This is a genomic window from Pseudomonas putida, assembly GCF_002906855.1.
Classification (GTDB): Bacteria; Pseudomonadota; Gammaproteobacteria; order Pseudomonadales; family Pseudomonadaceae; genus Aquipseudomonas; species Aquipseudomonas putida_N.
In genome coordinates this window covers 619,848-640,704 of the sequence record NZ_MINI01000048.1, presented here as the reverse complement: position 1 = coordinate 640,704, position 20,857 = coordinate 619,848, and the positions used below count along the sequence as shown (strand labels likewise).

18 protein-coding genes, 1 tRNA gene and 2 pseudogenes are annotated in these 20,857 nt (G+C 63.4%); 10 read left to right on the top strand and 11 right to left on the bottom strand.

Translation table 11 applies throughout. From position 1 onward, the window contains the following. Nucleotides 1-32 precede the first annotated feature (32 nt). From BGP85_RS25695 to BGP85_RS25675, 5 genes are read left to right on the top strand one after another with little or no spacing between them, the layout of a single operon-like run. Nucleotides 33-1,223: a monovalent cation:proton antiporter-2 (CPA2) family protein gene (locus tag BGP85_RS25695; protein WP_103445724.1), complete on the top strand. Its 1,191-nt coding sequence runs from the start codon at nucleotides 33-35 to the stop codon at nucleotides 1,221-1,223. A gap of 39 nt (nucleotides 1,224-1,262) precedes the next feature. Next, nucleotides 1,263-2,360, top strand: coding sequence for an AI-2E family transporter (locus BGP85_RS25690; RefSeq protein ID WP_103445723.1), 1,098 nt, complete (start codon nucleotides 1,263-1,265; stop codon nucleotides 2,358-2,360). Nucleotides 2,361-2,363: 3 nt separating this feature from the next. After that, entirely contained in the window at nucleotides 2,364-3,878 is a 1,515-nt protein-coding gene (locus BGP85_RS25685) for an efflux transporter outer membrane subunit (RefSeq protein ID WP_103445722.1), read from the top strand. After that, a complete protein-coding gene (locus BGP85_RS25680) occupies nucleotides 3,875-4,966 on the top strand; it encodes an HlyD family secretion protein (RefSeq protein WP_103445721.1) in 1,092 nt (363 codons plus the stop codon). Before BGP85_RS25685 ends, BGP85_RS25680 begins: the two co-directional genes overlap by 4 nt. Further along, on the top strand, nucleotides 4,956-5,966 hold the full coding sequence (locus tag BGP85_RS25675) for a DUF2955 domain-containing protein (protein WP_103445720.1): 1,011 nt from the start codon (nucleotides 4,956-4,958) through the stop codon (nucleotides 5,964-5,966). The genes BGP85_RS25680 and BGP85_RS25675 overlap by 11 nt, the downstream gene beginning before the upstream one ends. 119 nt (nucleotides 5,967-6,085) lie before the next feature. Here BGP85_RS25675 and BGP85_RS25670 read toward each other — a convergent pair whose 3' ends face one another. From BGP85_RS25670 to BGP85_RS25620, 11 genes and pseudogenes are all read right to left on the bottom strand, one after another. After that, a complete protein-coding gene (locus tag BGP85_RS25670) occupies nucleotides 6,086-7,807 on the bottom strand; it encodes a SulP family inorganic anion transporter (protein ID WP_103445719.1) in 1,722 nt (573 codons plus the stop codon). A 200-nt stretch (nucleotides 7,808-8,007) separates the two neighbouring features. Next, nucleotides 8,008-9,108, bottom strand: a complete 1,101-nt coding sequence (gene ychF / locus BGP85_RS25665; protein ID WP_103445718.1) for a redox-regulated ATPase YchF — start codon at nucleotides 9,106-9,108, stop codon at nucleotides 8,008-8,010. A gap of 22 nt (nucleotides 9,109-9,130) precedes the next feature. Further along, nucleotides 9,131-9,715, bottom strand: coding sequence for an aminoacyl-tRNA hydrolase (gene pth / locus BGP85_RS25660; protein WP_009686183.1), 585 nt, complete (start codon nucleotides 9,713-9,715; stop codon nucleotides 9,131-9,133). A gap of 81 nt (nucleotides 9,716-9,796) precedes the next feature. Beyond that, nucleotides 9,797-10,390 (bottom strand): 50S ribosomal protein L25/general stress protein Ctc, encoded by a 594-nt coding sequence (locus BGP85_RS25655; protein WP_103445717.1) that lies wholly within the window; start codon nucleotides 10,388-10,390, stop codon nucleotides 9,797-9,799. Nucleotides 10,391-10,510: 120 nt separating this feature from the next. Continuing rightward, entirely contained in the window at nucleotides 10,511-11,452 is a 942-nt protein-coding gene (locus BGP85_RS25650; RefSeq protein WP_003247410.1) for a ribose-phosphate pyrophosphokinase, read from the bottom strand. Between the two features lie 48 nt (nucleotides 11,453-11,500). Next, nucleotides 11,501-11,575 (bottom strand) — tRNA-Gln (locus tag BGP85_RS25645). A gap of 19 nt (nucleotides 11,576-11,594) precedes the next feature. After that, nucleotides 11,595-12,455 carry a 4-(cytidine 5'-diphospho)-2-C-methyl-D-erythritol kinase gene (ispE, locus tag BGP85_RS25640; RefSeq protein WP_103445716.1) on the bottom strand — a complete coding sequence of 287 codons (861 nt, stop codon included), beginning with the start codon at nucleotides 12,453-12,455 and terminating at the stop codon, nucleotides 11,595-11,597. A gap of 4 nt (nucleotides 12,456-12,459) precedes the next feature. Then, the gene (lolB, locus tag BGP85_RS25635) at nucleotides 12,460-13,077 is read right to left on the bottom strand and encodes a lipoprotein insertase outer membrane protein LolB (RefSeq protein ID WP_103445715.1); all 618 of its coding nucleotides are present in this window, start codon (nucleotides 13,075-13,077) and stop codon (nucleotides 12,460-12,462) included. Nucleotides 13,078-13,081: 4 nt separating this feature from the next. Then, on the bottom strand, nucleotides 13,082-14,794 hold the full coding sequence (locus tag BGP85_RS25630) for a tetratricopeptide repeat protein (protein WP_103445714.1): 1,713 nt from the start codon (nucleotides 14,792-14,794) through the stop codon (nucleotides 13,082-13,084). Nucleotides 14,795-15,081: 287 nt separating this feature from the next. After that, a pseudogene (locus tag BGP85_RS25625) lies at nucleotides 15,082-15,312 on the bottom strand (hypothetical protein); the annotation flags it as partial. A gap of 4 nt (nucleotides 15,313-15,316) precedes the next feature. After that, nucleotides 15,317-15,588, bottom strand: a pseudogene (locus BGP85_RS25620) (Hcp family type VI secretion system effector); the annotation flags it as partial. Nucleotides 15,589-16,044: 456 nt separating this feature from the next. Here BGP85_RS25620 and hemA point away from each other — a divergent pair. Genes hemA through murI form a run of 5 tightly spaced genes read left to right on the top strand, consistent with a single transcriptional unit; the run spans nucleotide 16,045 to nucleotide 20,770 of the window. Next, on the top strand, nucleotides 16,045-17,322 hold the full coding sequence (hemA, locus tag BGP85_RS25615) for a glutamyl-tRNA reductase (protein WP_103445713.1): 1,278 nt from the start codon (nucleotides 16,045-16,047) through the stop codon (nucleotides 17,320-17,322). Further along, complete coding sequence (gene prfA, locus BGP85_RS25610) at nucleotides 17,319-18,401, top strand: peptide chain release factor 1 (protein ID WP_103445712.1); 1,083 nt, start codon at nucleotides 17,319-17,321, stop codon at nucleotides 18,399-18,401. Before hemA ends, prfA begins: the two co-directional genes overlap by 4 nt. Continuing rightward, nucleotides 18,401-19,231 carry a peptide chain release factor N(5)-glutamine methyltransferase gene (prmC, locus tag BGP85_RS25605; protein WP_103445711.1) on the top strand — a complete coding sequence of 277 codons (831 nt, stop codon included), beginning with the start codon at nucleotides 18,401-18,403 and terminating at the stop codon, nucleotides 19,229-19,231. The genes prfA and prmC overlap by 1 nt, the downstream gene beginning before the upstream one ends. Further along, nucleotides 19,225-19,980, top strand: coding sequence for a molybdopterin-synthase adenylyltransferase MoeB (locus tag BGP85_RS25600; protein ID WP_103445710.1), 756 nt, complete (start codon nucleotides 19,225-19,227; stop codon nucleotides 19,978-19,980). Before prmC ends, BGP85_RS25600 begins: the two co-directional genes overlap by 7 nt. Further along, nucleotides 19,973-20,770 carry a glutamate racemase gene (gene murI / locus BGP85_RS25595; protein WP_103445709.1) on the top strand — a complete coding sequence of 266 codons (798 nt, stop codon included), beginning with the start codon at nucleotides 19,973-19,975 and terminating at the stop codon, nucleotides 20,768-20,770. Before BGP85_RS25600 ends, murI begins: the two co-directional genes overlap by 8 nt. Nucleotides 20,771-20,857: the final 87 nt, after the last annotated feature.

Sequence of the window (20,857 nt, the reverse complement as noted above, 5' to 3'; positions counted from 1 at the left end):
TCTCCCGCAGGGGGTAGCAAGGGTGCGAATCTATGCCTCATGACGGCAGCCTCCTACAGGCGACTGTAGTATTTCTTCTGGCCGTGGTGCTGCTGGTACCACTGGCGCAGCGTTTGAAAATGGGTGCGGTGCCCGGCTATCTGCTGGCCGGCATCCTGATCGGGCCGTCGGTGCTGGGGCTGCTGGGTAACCCCGACAATGTCGCTCGCCTGTCGGAGATGGGCGTGGTGATGCTGTTGTTCGTCATTGGTCTGGAGCTGTCGCCACGGCGGCTGTGGACCATGCGCAAGGCGTTGTTCGGCATCGGCTCGCTGCAAGTAGGTTTGACGGCAGTGGTGCTCGGCCTGCTGGCGTACTTCCTGTTTGACCAATCGAAGGCGGCGGCGATCGTGCTCGGTCTGGGGCTGGCGCTATCGTCGACGGCGTTCAGCCTGCAAGTGCTGGCCGAACGCAAGGACCTGGGCAAGCCACACGGTCGCCTGGCCGTGGCCATCCTGTTGTTCCAGGACATCGCTGCGATTCCCTTGATTGCCGTGGTGCCGCTGCTCGGTGGTGATGTCAGTACCGCCGACGAAGGTTCCTGGCCGGTGCTGGCGGTGGCTGCGGGCATTGGTGTGGTGATCATTTTTGGCCGCTACCTGTTGACCCCGGTATTCAAGTGGACAGTCGGTTCGGGTTTGCCCGAGTTGTCCACCGCTACCGCCTTGTTGGTAGTACTGGGTACCGCCTGGGTGATGGAGCATGTCGGCATCTCCATGGCTCTTGGCGCCTTCCTTGCCGGTGTGCTGATGGCCGACTCGCCGTTCCGGCATGAGCTGGAAAGCCAGATCGAACCGCTCAAGGGCCTGCTCCTCGGGCTGTTCTTTGTCGGCGTCGGCATGAGTGCCGACTTGCAGTTGTTGTTCGGCATGCCCCTGATCGTGCTGGGGCTGACGTTGCTGCTGGTGGTGATCAAGATGCCTCTGTTGCTCGTGCTTGGGCGCAGGGCCGGCGGGCTTGACCGCGCCGAGGCGTTGTGCCTGGCGATTGTGCTGGCGTCCGGGGGGGAGTTTGCTTTCGTGGTGTTCAAGCTGGCGCTGGAGCACCAGGTATTGACGCAACAGGTTCACGATTTGCTGGTGCTCGCCATCACGCTGTCGATGGCCGTGGTACCGCTGGTGATGATGGCCCTGGCGCGGCGATTACCTGACGAGGACCGCCCGGTTGCCGAGACGGGTCACTGAATCGCGCCTTGTTGGCGTGGCTAACTTCGGAGGTGAAACATGCAGCCGAGTTTGAAGCTGGACAGCGCCCTGTCGCGGGGTTTGCTCGACGTGCTGATCAAGGCAGGCTTGGTGGCCGCCCTGGTGATGTTCTCCTTCCAGGTTTTCCAGCCGTTTCTGGAGCTGATGCTGTGGTCGGTGATTCTCGCGGTTACCTTGTATCCGTTGCATGGCCGCATTCACCGGGGTACCGGCCTCAAGCAGGGCTTTGCGGCAACCTTGGTGGTGGTGCTGGTGCTGGTGGTGCTGATCGTACCGATCTACCTGGTGGTGATGTCCATCGGCGAATCGGTCGACAACCTGGTGACCTTGCTCAAAAGCGGCGCCTGGAGCGTGCCGCCGCCGCCTGAATCGGTGGCGGGCTGGCCGCTGATCGGGCCGAAGGTGCATGCGTTGTGGCTTAGCGCCTCGGAAAACATGGCCCATGTGCTCAACCAGTGGATGCCCCAGCTCAAGGGCGCCGGGCGCACGGTGCTGGGCGCTGCGGCCAGTGCCGGTGGTGCGTTCCTGATGTTTGTCGCGGCGATCATCGTTTCGGGCATCATCATGGCCTTCGGTGAACGGGGGGAGATTGCCGCGCAGCGAATCGCCATGCGCGTGTCCGGCGAGGACCGTGGCAAACCGCTGGCCAACCTGTGCACCGCCACCATTCGCGCGGTGGCCCAGGGCGTGATCGGTATTGCCTTCATCCAGATGCTGCTGATTGGCGTTGGCTTCGTCGTCAAAGGGGTGCCTGGCGCGGGCATGCTGGCCATCGTCATCCTGATGCTGGGCATTGCCCAGGCGCCGGCGACCTTGATCACGGTGCCGGTGATCATCTACGTGTTCAATGCCGAAGGTTTCACCGTGGCGACCATCATCTTCGCCATCTACACCTTCGTCGCCGGGCTCGCCGACAACGTGCTCAAACCGTTGCTGCTCGGGCGCGGGGTGGACGTGCCGATGCCGGTGGTGCTGATTGGTGCGTTGGGCGGCATGGTGGTCAAGGGCATCATCGGCCTGTTCATTGGCCCGGTGATCCTAGGCGTGACCTACGTGCTGTTCTGGCAATGGGTTGCGCTGCAGGTGCCGGAGCAACCGACCCCGCCTGCGGACTGAGCCATGCCCAACCGCTGCTATGGCCTGGGGCTGCTGATGATTCTGGCTGGCTGTACCCAGGTCGGCCCAGACTTCGAAAAGCCCCAGGACCCATGGCTGGACAGCTGGAACACGCCTCTGCTGGAGCAGGCCGCGCGCTCTGCGCCAGCACCGGACCTGCGTCAGTGGTGGCGGGTGTTCGCCGACCCGACGCTCGAAGGCCTGATCGCCGAAGCCGACGCCAACAACACCAGCGTGCGTGTGGCCGGCCTGCGCATTGCCGAGGCGCGGGCGCAGCTGGCCATCGTGCAGACCGGGCGTTATCCACAGCTGCAGCAACTACGTGCGCAGAGCCTGTACCTGAAGCAGGACCAGTCCGGCACCTCCACCGCGCGCGACTCGGTGTTCTGGCAGTCCAGCGTGGGCTTCGACATCGGTTGGGAGATCGACTTCTGGGGCCGTTTCAGCCGCGCCATCGAGAGCGCCGATGCGGTCTATTTCGCCTCCCAGGCCAACTACGCCGATGCCATGCTGCTGCTACGTGCGCAGATGGCCGATACCTACTTCGCCCTGCGCACCGCCGAGGCGCGGCTGGATATTGCGCAAGACAACGCCAAGCGCCAGGAACGCAGCCTGCAGATCACCGAGCGGCTGTTCCGCCACGGCGAGAACGACGAGCTTGACTGGCAGCAGGCGCGAACTCAGTACCTGGCGACCCTGGCCACCATCCCCGAGTTCGAGAACCAGCTCAATGCCTTACGCAACGTGCTCTGCTCGCTGCTTGGCCGGCCACCGGGCCCGTTGCCCGAACTGGAGGCGCGCCACGGGCAGTTGCCGCTGCCGGACCGTGCGGTGTTGCAGGACGTGCCGGCCAGCCTGCTGCAACGGCGCCCGGACATCCGCGCCGCCGAACAGGCGGTGGCGGCGCAATCAGCGCTGGTGGGTGTGGCCGAGGCGGATCTTTATCCACAGCTGAGCCTGCTGGGTAGCATTGGCTGGACCTTCCTGTCGGCCAGCCACCTGCCCAATACCTTCGACCTGGCGGCGGGGCCGAGCCTGATCTGGAACCCGTTCGACTACGGCCGGCGCAAGAATGCCGTGCGGGTCGAGGACGCCCGCCTGCAGCAGTTGATCGAGCTGTATCACCAGAGCGTGCGCGAAGCCGCACACGAAGCCGACGATGCCGCCAGCGGCCTGGTGCGCTCGCTGCAGAGCGCCAGCATTCGCCAGGATGCCTCCCAGGCCGCCCAGCGTTCGCTGACCTTGGCCAGCTCGCAGTACCAGGAAGGCTTTGCCGACTTCCAGCGCGTGCTCGACGCCCAGCAACTGCTGTTGCAGCAGCAGGATGGCTACCTGGTCAGCCGTGGCAATGCGGTGAGCAGCCTGGTGAGCTTGTACAAGGCGCTGGGTGGCGGCTGGGACAACAGCCGCAAACCTATCGACCCTGCCACCCGCCAGCAGATGAAAAACCGTACCGATTGGGGCGATTTGCTCGACGAACCTGCCCCCGCCGACCCCGAACAAGGTGAGCCGAAATGAGTGACGCCGCGCACGCCCCGCCAGCCCCCGATCGTGGCATGCGCTGGGTGCTGATACTGATCGTCGTCAGCCTGGTCTGGTACCTGCTGGCCGACCGCTTCACGCCCTACACCCAACAAGCCCGGCTGCAGGCCTACGTGGTGCCGGTGGCCGCCGAAGTGGCCGGCCAGATCAAGCGCGTGGCCGTGGGCAACAACCAGGAAGTGCGCCAGGGCGATGTGCTGTTCGAACTGGACCGGGAGCAGTACCGCATCGCCCTGGCCCGCGCCGAAGCCGACCTGGAAACCGTGCGCCGGCAGATCGGTGCCAGCACCGCCGGCATCGACTCAGCCCAGGCCGCGCTGGTGGCGGCCCAGGCCAACGAGCGCAAGGCGCGCCAGGATGCCGAACGGCTCAAGCGCTTGATCGACGAAGACCCGGGAACGGTATCGGTGCGCCGTCTGGAAGGCGCCCAGGCCACTCGCGACCAAGCCATCAGCCAAGTGGTCGCCGCCCGCGCCGAGGTGCAACGGGCCCGTGAGCAGCAGGGCGGGGCCGATGCCGACAACGCGCAACTGCGCAGCGCCGCGGCCAATGTGGAAAAAGCCCGCCTGGACCTGGCGCGCACCGTGGTCCGCGCCGACACCAACGGCCTGATTACCGACCTGCGGACCGACGTGGGCCATTACGTCGGTGCCGGCAGCCCGATGATGACCCTGATCGCCATCCATGACGTGTGGATAAGTGCCGACATGACCGAGAACAACCTCGGCCGCCTGCGCCCCGGCGCCCCGGTGCTGGTGGTACTCGATGCCATGCCCGGCACGGTGCTGAAGGGGCAGATCCGCAGCATCGGCTATGGCGTGAGCGTCGGCCAGCCTGCGCCCCCAGGGAGCTTGCCGACCGTGCAGAACAGCCGCGACTGGTTGCGTTCGGCACAGCGCTTCCCGGTGATCGTCGAACTTGACCGTGATCAACTGACAGACAGGTCCGGCTTGCGTGTGGGTGGCCAGGCCGAAGTCATGGCACTGCCCGGCGAAGGCAATCCGCTGAACCTGCTGGGCCGTGTGTTCATGTGGCTGATGAGCTGGCTGTCGTATGCCTATTGAGCTGCGTCGCTTGCGCGCGCTGCGCCTGGCCTGGGGCGTGGCGTTGTGCCTGGCGACCAGTTTCGGCCTGGGCTTGCCGGTGCCGATCCTGGCGCCGGTATTCGCGGTGCTGTTGCTGGCCATGCGCAGCGAGGCGCTGCCGATCAAGGCGGCACCAGCGCTGGCGATATTGGTGATGCTCAGTTGCGGCAGCGGCCTGCTGCTGATTCCGCTGCTGCGCCATGCTCCGCTGAGCGGCGTGCTGCTGGTCGGTGTGGGCGTGTTCCTGGTCTTGCGCTATGCGCTCAAGGGCGGCAATGGCCTGCTGGCCAACCTGCTGGTGATCGGCCTGACCATGATCGCGGCGGCCGGCACCAGCGATTTCAGCCTGGCGCTGTCGGTGGTCGAGGCGTTGGCCAAGGGCATGCTCTTGGCGGTGCTGGGCACGGCGCTGGCCCATGTGCTGTTTCCTGAACCGGCTGGCGCGCCTGCGCAGTCTTCGCCGCCCTTGCTCGACAGCGCGGATGTCAGCTGGGTTGCCCTGCGCGCCACGCTTATCGTCATGCCGGCCTTCCTCTTGGCGCTGATCGCTCCGGACCAGTTCATGCCGCTGATCATGAAGGCGGTGAGCCTGGGGCAGCAGGCAGGGGAGACGCGGGCGCGGCATGCCAGTCGCGAGTTGATCGGCTCGACCTTGCTGGCCGGGGTGTTGGCGATGCTGGTGTGGGGCGCGTTGAGCCTGTTCGTGCACCTGTGGATGTTCTTCCTGTGGGTACTGCTGTTCGTCCTCTGGCAGGCGCGCAGGCTCTACCGTGCGGTGGATACCCGGCAAAGCCCGGCTTATTGGGTGAGCTGCCTGACAACCATGCTGATCCTGCTTGGGCAGTCTGTGCAGGACAGCGCCGGTGGGCAGGATGTGTACAAGGCGTTTGCGGTGCGTATGGCGCTGTTCGTGGCCGTGTCAGTGTATGCCAGTGCCATGTTGATCTGGATCGACCGGCGTCGGGTTCGGGCTGCCTAGCACTCCTGTACCGGCCTCTTCGCGGGGCAAGCCCGCTCCTACAGGTATCGTATGATCACTGGCGATACGCAATTCCTGTAGGAGCGGGCTTGCCCCGCGAAGAGGCCGGTGCAGGCGACCTACGGCTTCCAGTCGATTCCTGTATCTGCCAGGTAGGCATCCACCGCCGCCCCGACCGTAGGGTGAAACGCCCGCTCACCCATATGCTCGAACAACTCGAAGCGCTTCATCTTGTCCTTCACCGGGTCTTTCATCTCGGCAAACTGCAGCTCCACTCCCCGAGCCTCCAGCGCCCGATCCAGCTCGGCGAGCATGTCCGCCGACGTGATATCGATGCTGGTCACCGGCTCCGCCGCAATCACCAGCCGTTGCACCTGGGTGGGTGATTCATCCACCGCCGCGAGCACCGTGCCCTGGAACTGCTCGGCGTTGGCGAAGAACAGCGGTGCATCCCAGCGCAGCAGCACCAGCCCAGGGATCCGCCGCGCCTGTGGATAACGTTTCACGTCATGGTAGCCACGGGTGCCGTCGACGCGCCCGAGTACGGCGTAATGTGGCCGCCAGCCGTCCCACAGGAATTCGATCACCGATATCGCTACTGCAATGCAGATACCTGGGATGGCGCCGAACACTGCGACGCCGACGAAGCAGGTAAACGACAGCCAGAACTCCCATTGCTGCATGCGGAAGATGCGCTTGAGGTCGGCGAACTCGAACAACCCCAAAGCTGCGGCGATCACCACGGCAGCCAAGGCGCTGTTGGGCAGGTGCTGCATCAAGTTGGGCGCGACCAGCAGCAACAGGGTCACTGCCAGCGCACCAATGATGCCGGTCAATTGGGTTTTCGAGCCGGCCGCCTCGGCCACTGGCGTACGCGACGAGCTGCTGCTGATCGGGATGCCTTGGAACAGGCCGGAGGCCAGGTTGGCCACGCCCAGGCCGAACATTTCCTGGTTCGGGTTGACGGGCGTTTTAAGGCGCGCGGCATAGGAGCGCGACAGCACGCTGGTATCGGCGAACGACACCAGCGCCACGGCAATCCCGCCCAGTACCACTTCGACCAGGTCGATGTCGCTCACCCATGGGAAGACGAAGCTGGGCAGACCCTGAGGCAACTGGCCGAGTACTTTGACGCCCATCTGGTCGAGGTTGAACAAGCTTACGGCAAGCGTTGCCAGCACCACGGCGATGAGGATGCCCGGCAGGCGCTTGAAGGGTTTGAGCAGCAGGATCAGCACCAGGCATGCGGCACCGACGATGAAACTTGGCCAGTGTCCCTGGCCGGCAAACAGTGCCTGGCCAAGGTGCCAGAGGTCGCGCAAGGGCCCCTCGCTATCGACTTTGATACCGAACAGCTTGGGTAGCTGGCTGATCAGTACGGTGAGGGCGATACCGTTCATGTAGCCGTAGCGGATCGGTTTGGACAGCAGTTCAGTGATGAAGCCCAGGCGCAGCAGCCCGGCAATCACGCAGAAGGCGCCGGCCACCAGAGCCATCAGGCTGGCAATGGCGATGGCGCGCTGCGGGTCGCTGGCGGCGTATTGCACCACCACCGCCAGGATCGGCGCGGCCAGCGCCGAGTCCGGGCCGAGCACCAGGATGCGGCTGGGGCCGAACAGGGCGTAGGCCAGCAGCGGGATGATGGTGGCATAGAGGCCGTAGATGCCCGGTACCCCGGAGGCTTCGGCGTAGGCGATGCCGACCGGCACCAGCATGGTGGTCAGCACCAGGCCGGCGGCGATGTCCTTGGGCAGCCAGGCGGGCTGGTAGTGCAGCAGGGTGGCCAGGCCGGGGAGCCAGCGCTGCCAGTCGAAGCCCGAGCGGGGAGGCGTTTTATGCATGGTCGAGGCTCTTGGGAGGAGGGCGGAGGCCCTTCAGAGACTCAGCTTAGATGCAGAAAGTTGGCTCCGCAGAGCGGCCCCGGCAATTCCCAACGCGTAAGACAATTCCTGGGCGCTACGCAAAGGCATATATGCCCCACAAAACAAAACCCCTTGAAGCCATAGGCCTCAAGGGGTTTGTCAGTACTGCAGACTGCCGCTTAGACGTTGAAGCGGAAGTGCATCACGTCGCCGTCTTTGACGATGTAGTCCTTGCCTTCCAGGCGCCATTTACCGGCTTCCTTGGCACCGCCTTCACCCTTGAACTGGATGAAGTCGTCATAGGCCACCACTTCGGCGCGGATGAAGCCTTTTTCGAAGTCGGTGTGGATCACGCCAGCGGCCTGCGGGGCGGTGGCGCCGACACGTACGGTCCAGGCGCGGACTTCCTGCACGCCGGCAGTGAAGTAGGTCTGCAGGTTGAGCAGCTCGTAACCGGCGCGGATCACACGGTTCAGGCCAGGCTCTTCCAGGCCCAGGGCCTCGAGGAACATGTCTTTCTCTTCACCGTCGTCCAGCTCGGCGATTTCCGCTTCGATCTTGTTGCACACCGGCACCACGACCGCGCCTTCTTCTTCGGCAATGGCCTTGACCACGTCCAGGTGCGGGTTATCTTCGAAGCCGTCTTCGGCAACGTTGGCGATGTACATCACCGGCTTGCTGGTCAGCAGGTGGAAGCCACGGATGACAGCCTTCTCGTCGTCAGCCATGTTCTTCATCAGGCTGCGCGCAGGCTTGCCTTCGGTGAAGTGCGGGATCAGTTTCTCCAGGATCGCCTTTTGTGCCAGGGCGTCCTTGTCGCCGCCCTTGGCGTTGCGGGCAACCTTCTGCAGTTGCTTCTCGCAGCTGTCGAGGTCGGCGAAGATCAGTTCGAGGTCGATGATCTCGATGTCGCGCTTGGGGTCGACGCTGTTGGAAACGTGGATCACGTTTTCGTCTTCGAAGCAGCGCACCACGTGGGCAATGGCGTCGGTCTCGCGGATGTTGGCGAGGAACTTGTTGCCCAGGCCTTCACCTTTCGACGCACCGGCCACCAGGCCCGCGATGTCGACGAACTCCATGGTGGTCGGCAGGATGCGGTTAGGCTTGACGATTTCCGCCAGCGCCGCCAGGCGCGCATCGGGCATCGGCACGATGCCGCTGTTCGGCTCGATGGTGCAGAAAGGGAAGTTCTCCGCCGCGATGCCAGACTTGGTCAGGGCGTTGAACAGGGTGGACTTGCCGACGTTGGGCAGGCCGACGATGCCGCAATTGAAACCCATGGGTATTCCCCTCTCTAGGAAATCAGGCCTTCTGGCTGTGCAGCTCGCGCATGGCCTTGGCGAAGTCGCCAGCCAGTACGTCCGGCAGCACGCCGAGGGCAAAATCGATGCTGGCGTCGAGCTTCTCCTGCTCGGCGCGCGGCGCGCGGCCCAGGACGAAGTTGGAGACCAGTTTGGCGTCGCCCGGGTGGCCAATGCCAAGCCGCAGGCGGTGGAAGTCGTTCTGGTTGCCGAGCTGCGCGATGATGTCGCGCAGGCCGTTGTGCCCCCCATGGCCGCCGCCGCGCTTGAGCTTGGCAACGCCCGGAGGCAGGTCGAGTTCGTCGTGTGCCACCAGGATCGCTTCCGGCTTGATGCGGAAGAAATTGGCCAATGCCGCCACGGCCTGGCCGCTACGGTTCATGTAGGTGGTGGGGATCAACAAGCGAACGTCGTTGCCCTGATGGCTGAACTTAGCCGTCAGGCCGAAATATTTCTTGTCAGCGGTCAGCGATACACGCTGGGCGCTGGCAATGCGTTCAACGAAAAGAGCCCCTGCGTTATGCCGGGTCTGTTCGTATTCGGGGCCGGGGTTACCCAGGCCAACGATCAACTGGATGGCGGTCACGTCAGGGGCTCTTCCTTGGAGTTGGTGGGTTACAGGGCGCGGGGCGCACTGTAACCCGATCAACACCGGCGCGCGAGTGGATTACTCGGCAGCGCCTTCTGCTTCTGGAGCAACGCGTGGAGCGTGAACGTTGGCAACAGCTTTGTCGTCACCGTGGGCCAGAGCTACGAACTCAACGCCTTTCGGAGCTTTCAGGTCCGACAGGTGGATGATGGCGCCGATTTCGGCCTTGGACAGGTCGACTTCGATGAACTCAGGCAGGTCTTTGGCTTCGCAGGAAACTTCGATCTCGGAAACAACGTGCGAGATTTCGCCGCCTTTCTTGACCGGAGCTTCTTCACCAACGAAGTGAACTGGAACCTTGGCGGTCAGCTTCTGGCCAGCAACGACGCGAACGAAGTCGGCGTGCATGATGAAGCCTTTGGCTGGGTGACGCTGCATGGCCTTGACCACGACGTTCTGCTTGGCGCCGTCGACGTTCAGTTCGATAACGTGGCTGAAGGCCGCTTCGTTTTCGAACAGCTTGGCGATTTCCTTGGCCACGATGGTCAGGGATTGGGCTTCTTTATCGCCACCGTATACAACGGCTGGGATGCTCAGCGAGTGACGCAGGCGGCGGCTCGCACCTTTCCCCAGGTCAGTACGCGCTTGGGCGTTCAGGATGAAATCAGTCATTTTGCTTCTCCAAAATAGCCTCCCGAAAGGCGTTTGCGACCAGCGCCAGACGGGGATGGCAAAAAAGCCCCGCCCCAACAAATGCTGGGGCGGGGCGCTTCACATCAACACGAGTTCCGCTTAGCGGAACATCGCGCTGATCGATTCTTCGTTGCTGATGCGGCGGACCGCTTCAGCGACAACCGGTGCGATATCCAGCTGGCGGATACGGTCACAGGCTTGAGCAGCGGCGGACAGCGGAACGGTGTTGGTCACCACCAGCTCATCCAGTACCGACTTCTCGATGTTCTCGATCGCGCGGCCCGACAGGACAGGGTGCGTGCAGTAGGCGTAAACCTTGGCAGCGCCGTGTTCTTTCAGGGCTTTGGCCGCGTGGCACAGGGTGCCGGCGGTGTCGACCATGTCGTCTACCAGGATGCAGGTGCGCCCTTCGACGTCGCCGATGATGTGCATAACCTCGGAGTGGTTAGCCTTTTCGCGGCGTTTGTCGATGATACCGAGATCGACGCCCAGGGACTTGGCAACGGCGCGTGCGCGCACAACGCCACCGATGTCCGGGGAAACGATCATCAGGTTCTCGAAACGCTGGTCTTCGATATCGTCGACCAGTACGGGCGAGCCGTAGATGTTATCGACTGGGATATCGAAGAAGCCTTGGATCTGGTCAGCGTGCAGGTCGACGGTGAGAACACGGTCGATACCCACGACAGTGAGCATGTCAGCGACGACTTTGGCGCTGATGGCTACACGTGCCGAACGCGGACGGCGGTCCTGGCGGGCATATCCGAAGTAAGGAATCACGGCGGTGATTCGGGATGCTGAGGAGCGGCGGAAGGCGTCGGCCATCACTACCAGTTCCATCAGGTTATCGTTGGTCGGGGCACAGGTCGGCTGGATAATGAAAACGTCTTTACCGCGAACATTTTCATTGATCTCAGTGCTGATCTCGCCGTCGGAGAACTTACCGACAGAGACGTCACCGAGAGGGATATGCAGCTGACGTACGACACGCCGAGCCAGATCGGGGTTAGCGTTCCCCGTAAAGACCATCATCTTGGACACGCGCAGTACCTGAAGGCTGAGGGTATACCTGGATGAGTATAAGGAAAATGGCAGGGGCGGCTGGATTCGAACCAACGCATGGCAGGATCAAAACCTGCTGCCTTACCGCTTGGCGACGCCCCTGTATCTGTTGCTGCGAACGCTATGCGCTCGACTTCTTGATCAGACTTTGCAGCTTGCGATGCAACATCGAAACATTGCTTCCTTTCGCCACAAACCCTGTTTGGGTCGCTGAAAGAAGGGCCAGAACTTTATCAGCTTCGGCTTTGCTTGGGAAGGCCCCAAACACACAACTTCCAGTGCCGGTAAGTCGAGCCTCTGTGAATTTCCCCAGTGAATTCAGCGCGTTGCGAACTTCTGGGTAATTCTGCTCTACCACCGGTTGGCAGTCATTTCGACTGTTTCCCTCGGGAACGGGGCGCATCTTAAGGGGGAGGGAATCACGTGTCAACTGTGGATGTGAAAAAATTTCTACTGTGCTGACAGACACTTGCGGCACCAGTACGACATACCAGGGCTCTTCGGGGTCGACCGGGGTCAGTTGCTCGCCGACACCCTGGGCAAATGCGGCATGGCCACGGACGAACACCGGCACGTCGGCGCCCAGGCTCAAGCCCAGCGAGGCCAGGCGGTCTTCGTCCCAGTCCAGCTGCCACAGGTGTGCCAGCGCCAGCAGCGTGGTCGCCGCATCCGAACTGCCGCCGCCGATGCCGCCGCCCATGGGCAGCACTTTGGTCAGCCAGATATCGGCGCCCAGCCGACTGCCGGATTGTTCCTGCAATTTACGCGCGGCGCGCACGATCAGGTTGCTGTCGTGGGGCACGGCTTCGATTTCGGTGTGCAGGCGGATCACGCCGTCTTCGCGCAAGGCGAAGCTCAGCTCGTCGCCATGGTCGAGAAACTGGAATACGGTTTCCAGCTCGTGGTAGCCATCGGGGCGGCGACCGATGATGTGCAGCCACAGGTTGAGCTTGGCCGGGGCGGGCAGGGTGAGCGTGTGCATGCGATCAGTGCCCCAGCTGGCGTGGCTGCCAGTCCTTGACTACCAGGGTCACGTCGAGGTCTTTACCATGCAGCTTCATGCGCTCCGGCAACCAGTAGCCGTTCTGCTCGGTATAGCTCAGGTACTGAACCTGCCAGCCATCCTGCTCGAGGCTGGCCAGGCGGCTGTCGCCATCGAGGGTGAGCTTGCTCTTGCTGTCGGGTGCGGGCAGGCCACGGACCCACCAGACCAGGTGCGAGACCGGCAGTTGCCAGCCAAGCTGTTCTTCCAGCAGGGCCTCGGGGCTGGCGGCTTCATAGCGGCCCTGGTTGGCCACTTCCAGCACCACGCCGCCGGGGCGGCCAGTCAAGCGAGCCGCGCCGCGGCCGAGCGGGCCGGCCAGGCGGATGTCGTAGTAATCCTGGCGTTGCAGCCAGAACAGCGTGCCGCTGCCGGAGTCGCGCGGGGCGCGGATGCCGACCTTGCCGTTGATCTGCCAGCCGTCGAGCCTGCTCAGCTGCTCTTTATGGGCGCGCCACTGCTGTGGGTCGCCGTGACCCTGCAGGGCCTCGCGGCTCCCGAAGCCGGCACAGCCGGCCAGCATGGCGATCAGGGTGAAGGTGATGCAATGGCGCAGAAACATGGCGTTAAAGGGTCTCGGATCCGGTCAGGCGCAGAATGGTTTTGCGCAGGATGGGGCTGTCGGCCTGGGCTTCGAAGCCCTTGGCCCAGACCTGGCGGGCTTCGCGGCGCTTGCCGTTGGCCCACAGGACTTCGCCCAGGTGAGCGGCCACTTCGTGGTCGGGGAAGCGGGCGAAGGCCTGGCGCAGGTAGTTTTCAGCCTCGTCGAGGTGGCCCAGGCGGTAGTTGATCCAGCCCAGGCTGTCGAGCACGGCAGGGTCGTCCGGGGTCAGCTGGTGGGCCTTGTCGATCAGAGCCTTGGCTTCGCTGTAGCGGGTGGTGCGGTCGGCCAGGGTGTAGCCGAGGGCGTTCAGCGCCATGGCGTTGTCCGGCTCGCGGGCGATGATGGCGCGCAGGTCTTTTTCCATCAGCGGCAGGTCATCGCGCTTTTCGGCCAGCATGGCGCGGGTATAAAGCAGGTTGAGGTCGTCCGGGTAGCGGTTGAGGGCTTGCTGCAGGACCTGGTCGGCCTGGGCGTCCTTGTTGTTGTTGCTGTAGCTTTCCGATTCGATCAGGTACAGCTGCACGGCGTAGTCAGGCTGCGACTCGCGGGCCTCGGCGAGCAGGCGCGAAGCCTCGGTGCCGCGACCGTTGGCGATGAGGATGTCGGCCTGGCGCAGTTGCGCCGGCAGGTAGTCCGGGCCGTTGCCGACCAGGGCGTACTCGCGCAGGGCACCTGCCGGGTCATGGCGCTCCTCGGCGATGCGGCCCAGGTTCAGGTGGGCGGCATCGACGTTGCTGGCGCGCTCGATCAGCTCGCGCAGGTACACCTCGGCTTCGTCCCAGTCTTTCATCTCCAGGCACACCAGGGCCAGGGAGTAACGCGATTCGTCGTCATCCGGGTACTGCTGGACCAGGCTGAGGAATTCGGCCTTGGCGTCGGCCATGCGGTCCTGTTCGACCAAGGTGCGCGCGTAGGTCAGGCGCAGGCGCTTGTCTTCCGGATTGTCACGGATAGCACCACGCAGCAGCGGCAGCGCTTCAGGGCCACGGTCCAGGCTCTGGAGCAGGCGGGCACGCAGCAGGATCGGGGCGATTTCGCCATTCTGCGTCGGGTGCGCTTCGAGCAGGTCAAGGGCTTCCTTAGCCTTGCCGTCCTGGTTCAGCAGCAGCGCCTTGCCGAACACCAGCTGGCTGTTGTCCGGGTATTTGACCAGCAGGCGGTCGAAGCTCTGCATCAGGCCGTCGCGGGTGCTCTGGTCGGTTTCGGCGGCGGACAGGGCGAGGAAGTCGAAGTGGGTGTCACCCTGGCCTTGCAGCACCTTCTCCATATACGTCATGGAGTCGTCGTAGCGACCGGCTCGGGCCAGCTGGATGGCGGCGGCGCGCTGGGCGTCGAGGTTCTGCGGGTCGTTCTTGGCCCAGATCAGCGCGCTGTCCAGCGCCGGCTCGTCGGCGCCGAGGTACTCGGCAATCCGGTAGGCGCGCTCGGAGACGGCCGGGTCCTGGGTCTTCTCGGCCTGGTCGGCGTAGTTGGCCAAGGCGATGTCGAAACGGTTTCGTTGCCCGGCCAGTTCCGCTACCAGCAGGCTATAAAGGGTGTCTTGCGTGAATGACCCATACACCACGGGCTTCTTCGCCTCGGCCTCGGCGGCAGGAGGCTCGGCATTGTGCGGGGCCAGGCTCTGGCAGCCCTGGAGCAGGGCGAAGGCAAGCAGCAGTGCGTAGGGTCTGTTCATAGAGAGGCTTAAAAAGACTAACCGGCGGTCGGAGCATGATGACACAAGCGCGGGGGCAAACCCACCTGCGAAGGTCGTGGTTTACAGCTTGGGTGATGCTAGCTCGGACATCGGGGTAGGTGAGAGGTTCGGTGGTGGAGGTCGCCCCTTTTATTCGGTTATTGAACTGGAAAGAGGAAGTGGGAGAGCACGAGCGCAGAGAGCTGCGTGAGATGTAAGACCAGTAGGCAAACTAGAATGCGTCGATGCTTTGGGGGGAAAGCCTCGACCTCCTTCGCGTCAGCGATCTCGACGAACTGCGCTCTGCTGCATTCATCCTCTCGCCCCAAGGTGCAGGCCTTCTGAATTTCGAGCCCCGTAGCCCCCACTCCGAGTGCAACGCCGATATAGCTGCCATTCTTGATCAGGCGCGCTGCTTTGCCCACTCTTGCAACCTTATCCGCGTACCCCGCTATTTCCCCTGTATGCAAATAGCTTTTCGTGGAAATGCCTAGGGTTCTTTTGATCGACCCTTTGTTTTCGCGCGCGACACAGTGCGAGTTTACTTCCTTGAGGTGCAGACCTGCACAACTGGCCTCCATCAGTTTGCAACTGGCGCTGTCGAGAAACTTGGTGAATCTGAAATTGCTGACGGCAGTGCGGCCTGACGTAGCCCCGCCAGCGGAGCTAGCAGTGGCTGAAGTGCTTTGGCTTACGCCAAAGTCGTAGCCGGTGACTTCAATCCATTTGTTGTATTTTTCATCCAGTGCTTCGCCCGCGATTGCGTCGATTTGTATATATGCGTCAAATGCCATGCTTACCTCTCCTTGGCAATCATTAAAGGGATTGAATTTCTGGCGAGGAACTTGAACCGGTCAGTGATTGGCAAGGCTAGGCATCGATATTGAGCATCGCAATAGAGGGGGCTATATTTGGGAAATGGACTACAAGATTGTGGATAACTTCGCTGTGGATATGTCGAAAGATTTCATTGAAAGGTGTTTTTGTGGAAAATATTACCCGCAAGCTGTGCAATCGTTCGGGGCGAGCAGCCTGGTGAGGGAGGAGGCTCAAAAGATTTTGGCTTGGTCTGCTCTGGCCTCTTCGCGGGCAAGCCCGCTCCCACAGGTTTCGTGCTTGCCTCAGCCATGGCAGGGAGGGCCTCCGGGGCCGGGCCGGCCTGGTCTATCGCGACAATAGCGAACGGTGGTTGTTCTAAAACCTGCGAAAGAGGACAATTATCGGCTTCTTGTCACAACCAGCGACCTTGCATGGCCTTTCTTGCACTTGGTATCAACCATAAGACTGCCTCGGTAGACGTACGCGAGCGCGTGGCGTTTACCCCAGAGCAGCTGGTAGACGCCCTGCAGCAGCTCTGCCGACTGACCGCCAGCCGTGAGGCGGCGATCCTGTCGACCTGCAACCGTAGCGAGCTTTATATAGAGCAGGACCACCTGTCCGCCGACGCCGTCCTGCAATGGCTGGCCGCGTATCACCGGCTGAGCCTGGATGAGCTGCGCGCCAGTGCCTACGTCCATGAAGAGCACGATGCAGTGAAGCACATGATGCGGGTGGCCTCCGGGCTCGATTCGCTGGTGCTTGGCGAACCGCAGATCCTCGGCCAGATGAAGTCCGCCTACGCGGTGGCGCGTGAGGCCGGCACCATCGGCCCGCTGCTCGGGCGCCTGTTCCAGGCGACCTTCAGCGCCGCCAAGCAGGTGCGCACCGACACCGCGATCGGCGAAAACCCGGTTTCCGTGGCATTCGCCGCGGTCAGCCTGGCCAAGCAGATCTTCAGTGACCTGGGCCGCAGTCAGGCCCTGCTGATCGGCGCCGGCGAAACCATCACCCTGGTCGCCCGCCACCTGCATGAACAAGGTGTGCGCCGCATCGTCGTGGCCAACCGCACCCTGGAGCGGGCGAGCATTCTCGCCGAGCAGTTCGGGGCCCATGCCGTGCTGCTGGCCGACATCCCGCAGGAGCTGGCCAACAGCGACATCGTCATCAGCTCCACCGCCAGCCAGCTGCCGATCCTCGGCAAGGGCGCAGTGGAAAGCGCGCTGAAGCAACGCCGGCACAAACCGATCTTCATGGTCGATATCGCCGTGCCGCGCGACATCGAGCCGCAAGTGAGCGAACTCGACGACGTCTACCTGTACACCGTCGATGACCTGCACGAAGTGGTCGCGGAAAACCTCAAGAGCCGCCAGGGCGCAGCCCAGGCCGCCGAGGAGCTGGTTTCGGTGGGCGCCGAAGACTTCATGCTGCGCCTGCGCGAACTGGCCGCCGTCGATGTGCTGCGTGCCTACCGCCAGCAAAGCGAGCGCCTGCGTGACGAAGAACTGCAAAAGGCCCAACGCCTGCTGGCCAATGGCGGCAACCCCGAGGATGTACTGGCGCAACTGGCCCGGGGCCTGACCAACAAACTCCTGCATGCCCCTAGCGTGCAGCTGAAAAAGCTCTCGGCCGAGGGCCGCCTCGATGCGCTGGCCATGGCCCAGGAACTCTTTGCCCTCAACGAGGGCTCGACGGACAAATCCCCGCAATGAAAGCGTCGCTGCTGAACAAACTGGAGATTCTCCAGGACCGCTTCGAGGAACTCACCGCGCTGCTTGGTGACGCCGAAGTCATATCCGACCAGACCCGCTTCCGCGCCTATTCCCGCGAATACGCCGAAGTCGAGCCGGTTTACGCCGCCTATAAAGAGTGGCGCAAGGTGCAGGACGACCTCGAAGGCGCCCAGGCGCTGCTCAAGGACGCCGACCCCGACCTGCGCGAGATGGCCGTCGAGGAAGTACGCGAAGCCAAGGAGCAGCTGGTCGAGCTGGAGTCCCACTTGCAGCGCATGCTGCTGCCCAAGGACCCCAACGATGGTCGCAACGTGTTCCTCGAAATCCGCGCTGGCACTGGTGGTGACGAGGCGGCAATCTTCTCTGGCGACCTGTTCCGCATGTACTCGCGCTATGCCGAGAAGCGCGGCTGGCGCCTGGAGATCCTCTCCGAGAACGAGGGCGAGCACGGCGGCTATAAAGAGATCATTGCCCGTGTCGAAGGCGATAACGTGTACGCCAAGCTCAAATTCGAGTCTGGTGCGCACCGTGTTCAGCGTGTGCCGGAAACCGAATCCCAGGGCCGTATCCATACCTCGGCCTGTACCGTGGCCGTGCTGCCCGAGCCCGATGAACAAGCGGCAATCGAGATCAATCCGGCCGACCTGCGCGTCGACACCTACCGCGCCTCGGGCGCCGGCGGTCAGCACGTGAACAAGACCGACTCGGCGATCCGCATCACCCACTTGCCCACCGGCATCGTGGTCGAGTGCCAGGAAGAGCGCTCGCAGCACAAGAACCGCGCCCGCGCCATGTCCTGGCTGTCCGCCAAGCTCAACGACATGCAGACCAGCGCCGCGCAGAACGCCATAGCCAGCGAGCGCAAGCTGCTGGTCGGTTCCGGCGACCGCTCCGAACGCATCCGTACCTACAATTATCCACAGGGGCGGGTGACTGATCACCGCATCAACCTGACTCTGTACTCCCTCGACGACATCCTTGCCGGTGGCGTGGAGGCCGTGATCGAACCGTTGCTGGCCGAATACCAAGCCGACCAACTGGCTGCCCTGGGGGACTGATGACCATCATTGCCAGCCTCTTGCGCAACGCGCAGCTGCCAGACTCGCCCAGCGAGCGCCTGGACGCCGAACTGCTGCTGGCTGCCGCCATTGGCAAGTCGCGCAGCTTCCTGCACACCTGGCCCGAGCGCATCGTCAGCAGCGAAGATGCCGAGACCTACGCCAGCTACCTGCAGCGCCGCCGTGCCGGCGAGCCGGTGGCCTACATCCTGGGGCAGCAGGGCTTCTGGAAGCTCGATCTGGAAGTGGCGCCACATACACTCATACCGCGCCCGGATACCGAACTGCTGGTCGAAACTGCGTTGGAGCTGCAGCCTGCATCGTCAGCCAAGGTCCTCGACCTGGGTACCGGCACCGGCGCCATTGCCCTGGCCTTGGCCAGCGATTGCCCGGCCTGGCAGGTGACGGCCGTGGACCGCGTCGAGGAAGCCGTGGCGCTGGCCGAGCGCAATCGCCAGCGTCTGGGCCTGGGCAACGTCCAGGTGCTTGCCAGCCATTGGTTTGGCAGCCTGGCCGGGCAGCGTTTCGACCTGATTCTCAGCAACCCGCCATACATCCGCGCCGAAGACCCACACCTGGTCGAAGGCGACGTGCGTTTTGAGCCCAGCAGTGCCCTGGTGGCGGGTACCGATGGACTCGATGACCTGCGGGTGATCGTCGCCCATGCGCCAGAACATCTGTTGCCAGGTGGCTGGCTGCTGCTCGAGCATGGTTACGACCAGGCTACGGACGTGCGTGCTCTGCTGAGCGCGCAAGGCTTCACCGAAGTGGCCAGCCGCAAGGACCTAGGCGGCCACGAGCGTATTTCACTGGGGCGCCTGCCATGCTGAGCGATCAGGAACTGTTGCGTTACAGCCGGCAGATTCTGCTGGCCCAGGTGGACATCGACGGCCAGCTGCGGCTCAAGCACAGCAAGGCATTGATCGTCGGCCTCGGCGGCCTCGGCTCGCCGGTGGCGCTGTACCTGGCGGCTGCGGGCGTGGGGGAGCTGCACCTGGCCGACTTCGACACCGTCGACCTGACCAACCTGCAACGGCAGGTCATCCATGACAGCGACAGCGTCGGCATGAGCAAGGTGGATTCGGCGTTGCAGCGGCTGCAGGCGATCAACCCCGAGATCGCGCTGGTCGCCCACCGCCAGGCACTGGACGAAGACTGCCTGGCCGCCGCAGTGGCTGCAGTCGACCTGGTGCTGGACTGCTCCGACAACTTCGGTACGCGGGAGGCGGTCAATGCGGCCTGCTTCGCGGCGGGTAAACCGCTGGTGAGCGGCGCGGCGATCCGCCTGGAAGGCCAGTTGTCGGTGTTCGACCCGCGCCGTGACTACAGCCCTTGCTACCACTGCCTGTACGGCCACGGCAGCGAAGACGAGCTGACCTGCAGCGAAGCCGGCGTGATCGGCCCGCTGGTGGGGCTGGTCGGTAGCCTGCAGGCACTGGAGGCGATGAAGCTGCTGGCCGGCTTTGGCGAACCGCTGATTGGCCGTTTGCTGTTGATCGATGCCCTAGGCACGCGGCTGCGTGAGCTGCGGGTCAAGCGTGACCCGGCTTGTGCCGTGTGTGGCAAGCGCGATGGCTGAGCGCTCGGCGCCGGTCGGCGTGATGGACTCGGGGGTGGGCGGCTTGTCGGTACTCGCCGAGATCCAGCGCCTGCTGCCAGACGAGTCACTCCTGTACGTGGCTGATTGTGGTCATGTGCCCTATGGCGAGAAGTCCCCGGACTACATCCGCCAGCGCTGCCGGCGCATCGCCGAGTTCTTCCAGGCACAAGGTGCCAAGGCAATGGTCCTGGCCTGCAATACCGCGACTGTGGCTGCGGTTGCCGACCTGCGCGAGTTGTACCCCGACTGGCCCTTGGTCGGTATGGAGCCGGCGGTCAAGCCTGCCGCTGCCGCCACCCGCTCGGGCGTGGTCGGCGTGCTGGCTACCACCGGTACCTTGCAAAGTGCCAAGTTTGCTGCCTTGCTTGACCGCTTCGCTAACGACGTGCAAGTGGTCACCCAGCCCTGCCCGGGGCTGGTCGAGCTGATCGAAACCGGTGACCTCGGCAGCCCGCAGTTGCGCCAGTTGCTGCAGGGGTATGTGCAGCCGCTGTTGGCCGCTGGCTGCGATACGTTGATCCTCGGCTGCACCCATTACCCGTTTCTGCGCCCGCTGCTGGCGCAGATGGTGCCTGCCGATGTGGCCATCATCGATACCGGTGCCGCCGTGGCGCGCCAGCTGCAACGCCTGCTGGCCGCGCGGGACCTGCTGGCCGACGGGCCTGCCCGCGACGCGGCGTTCTGGAGCAGCGCCGAACCGCAGTCCCTGAGAAAAATCCTGCCAGTGCTGTGGCATAAGTCGGACAGTGTGCAAAGCTTTCAGTTGTAAAAAAAACGTGAAATACAGCTGAACTATCTTTGCATTACCGATTTCTACCGATTTGCCTGCTACAAGGTGAACACTAATAACAGCATC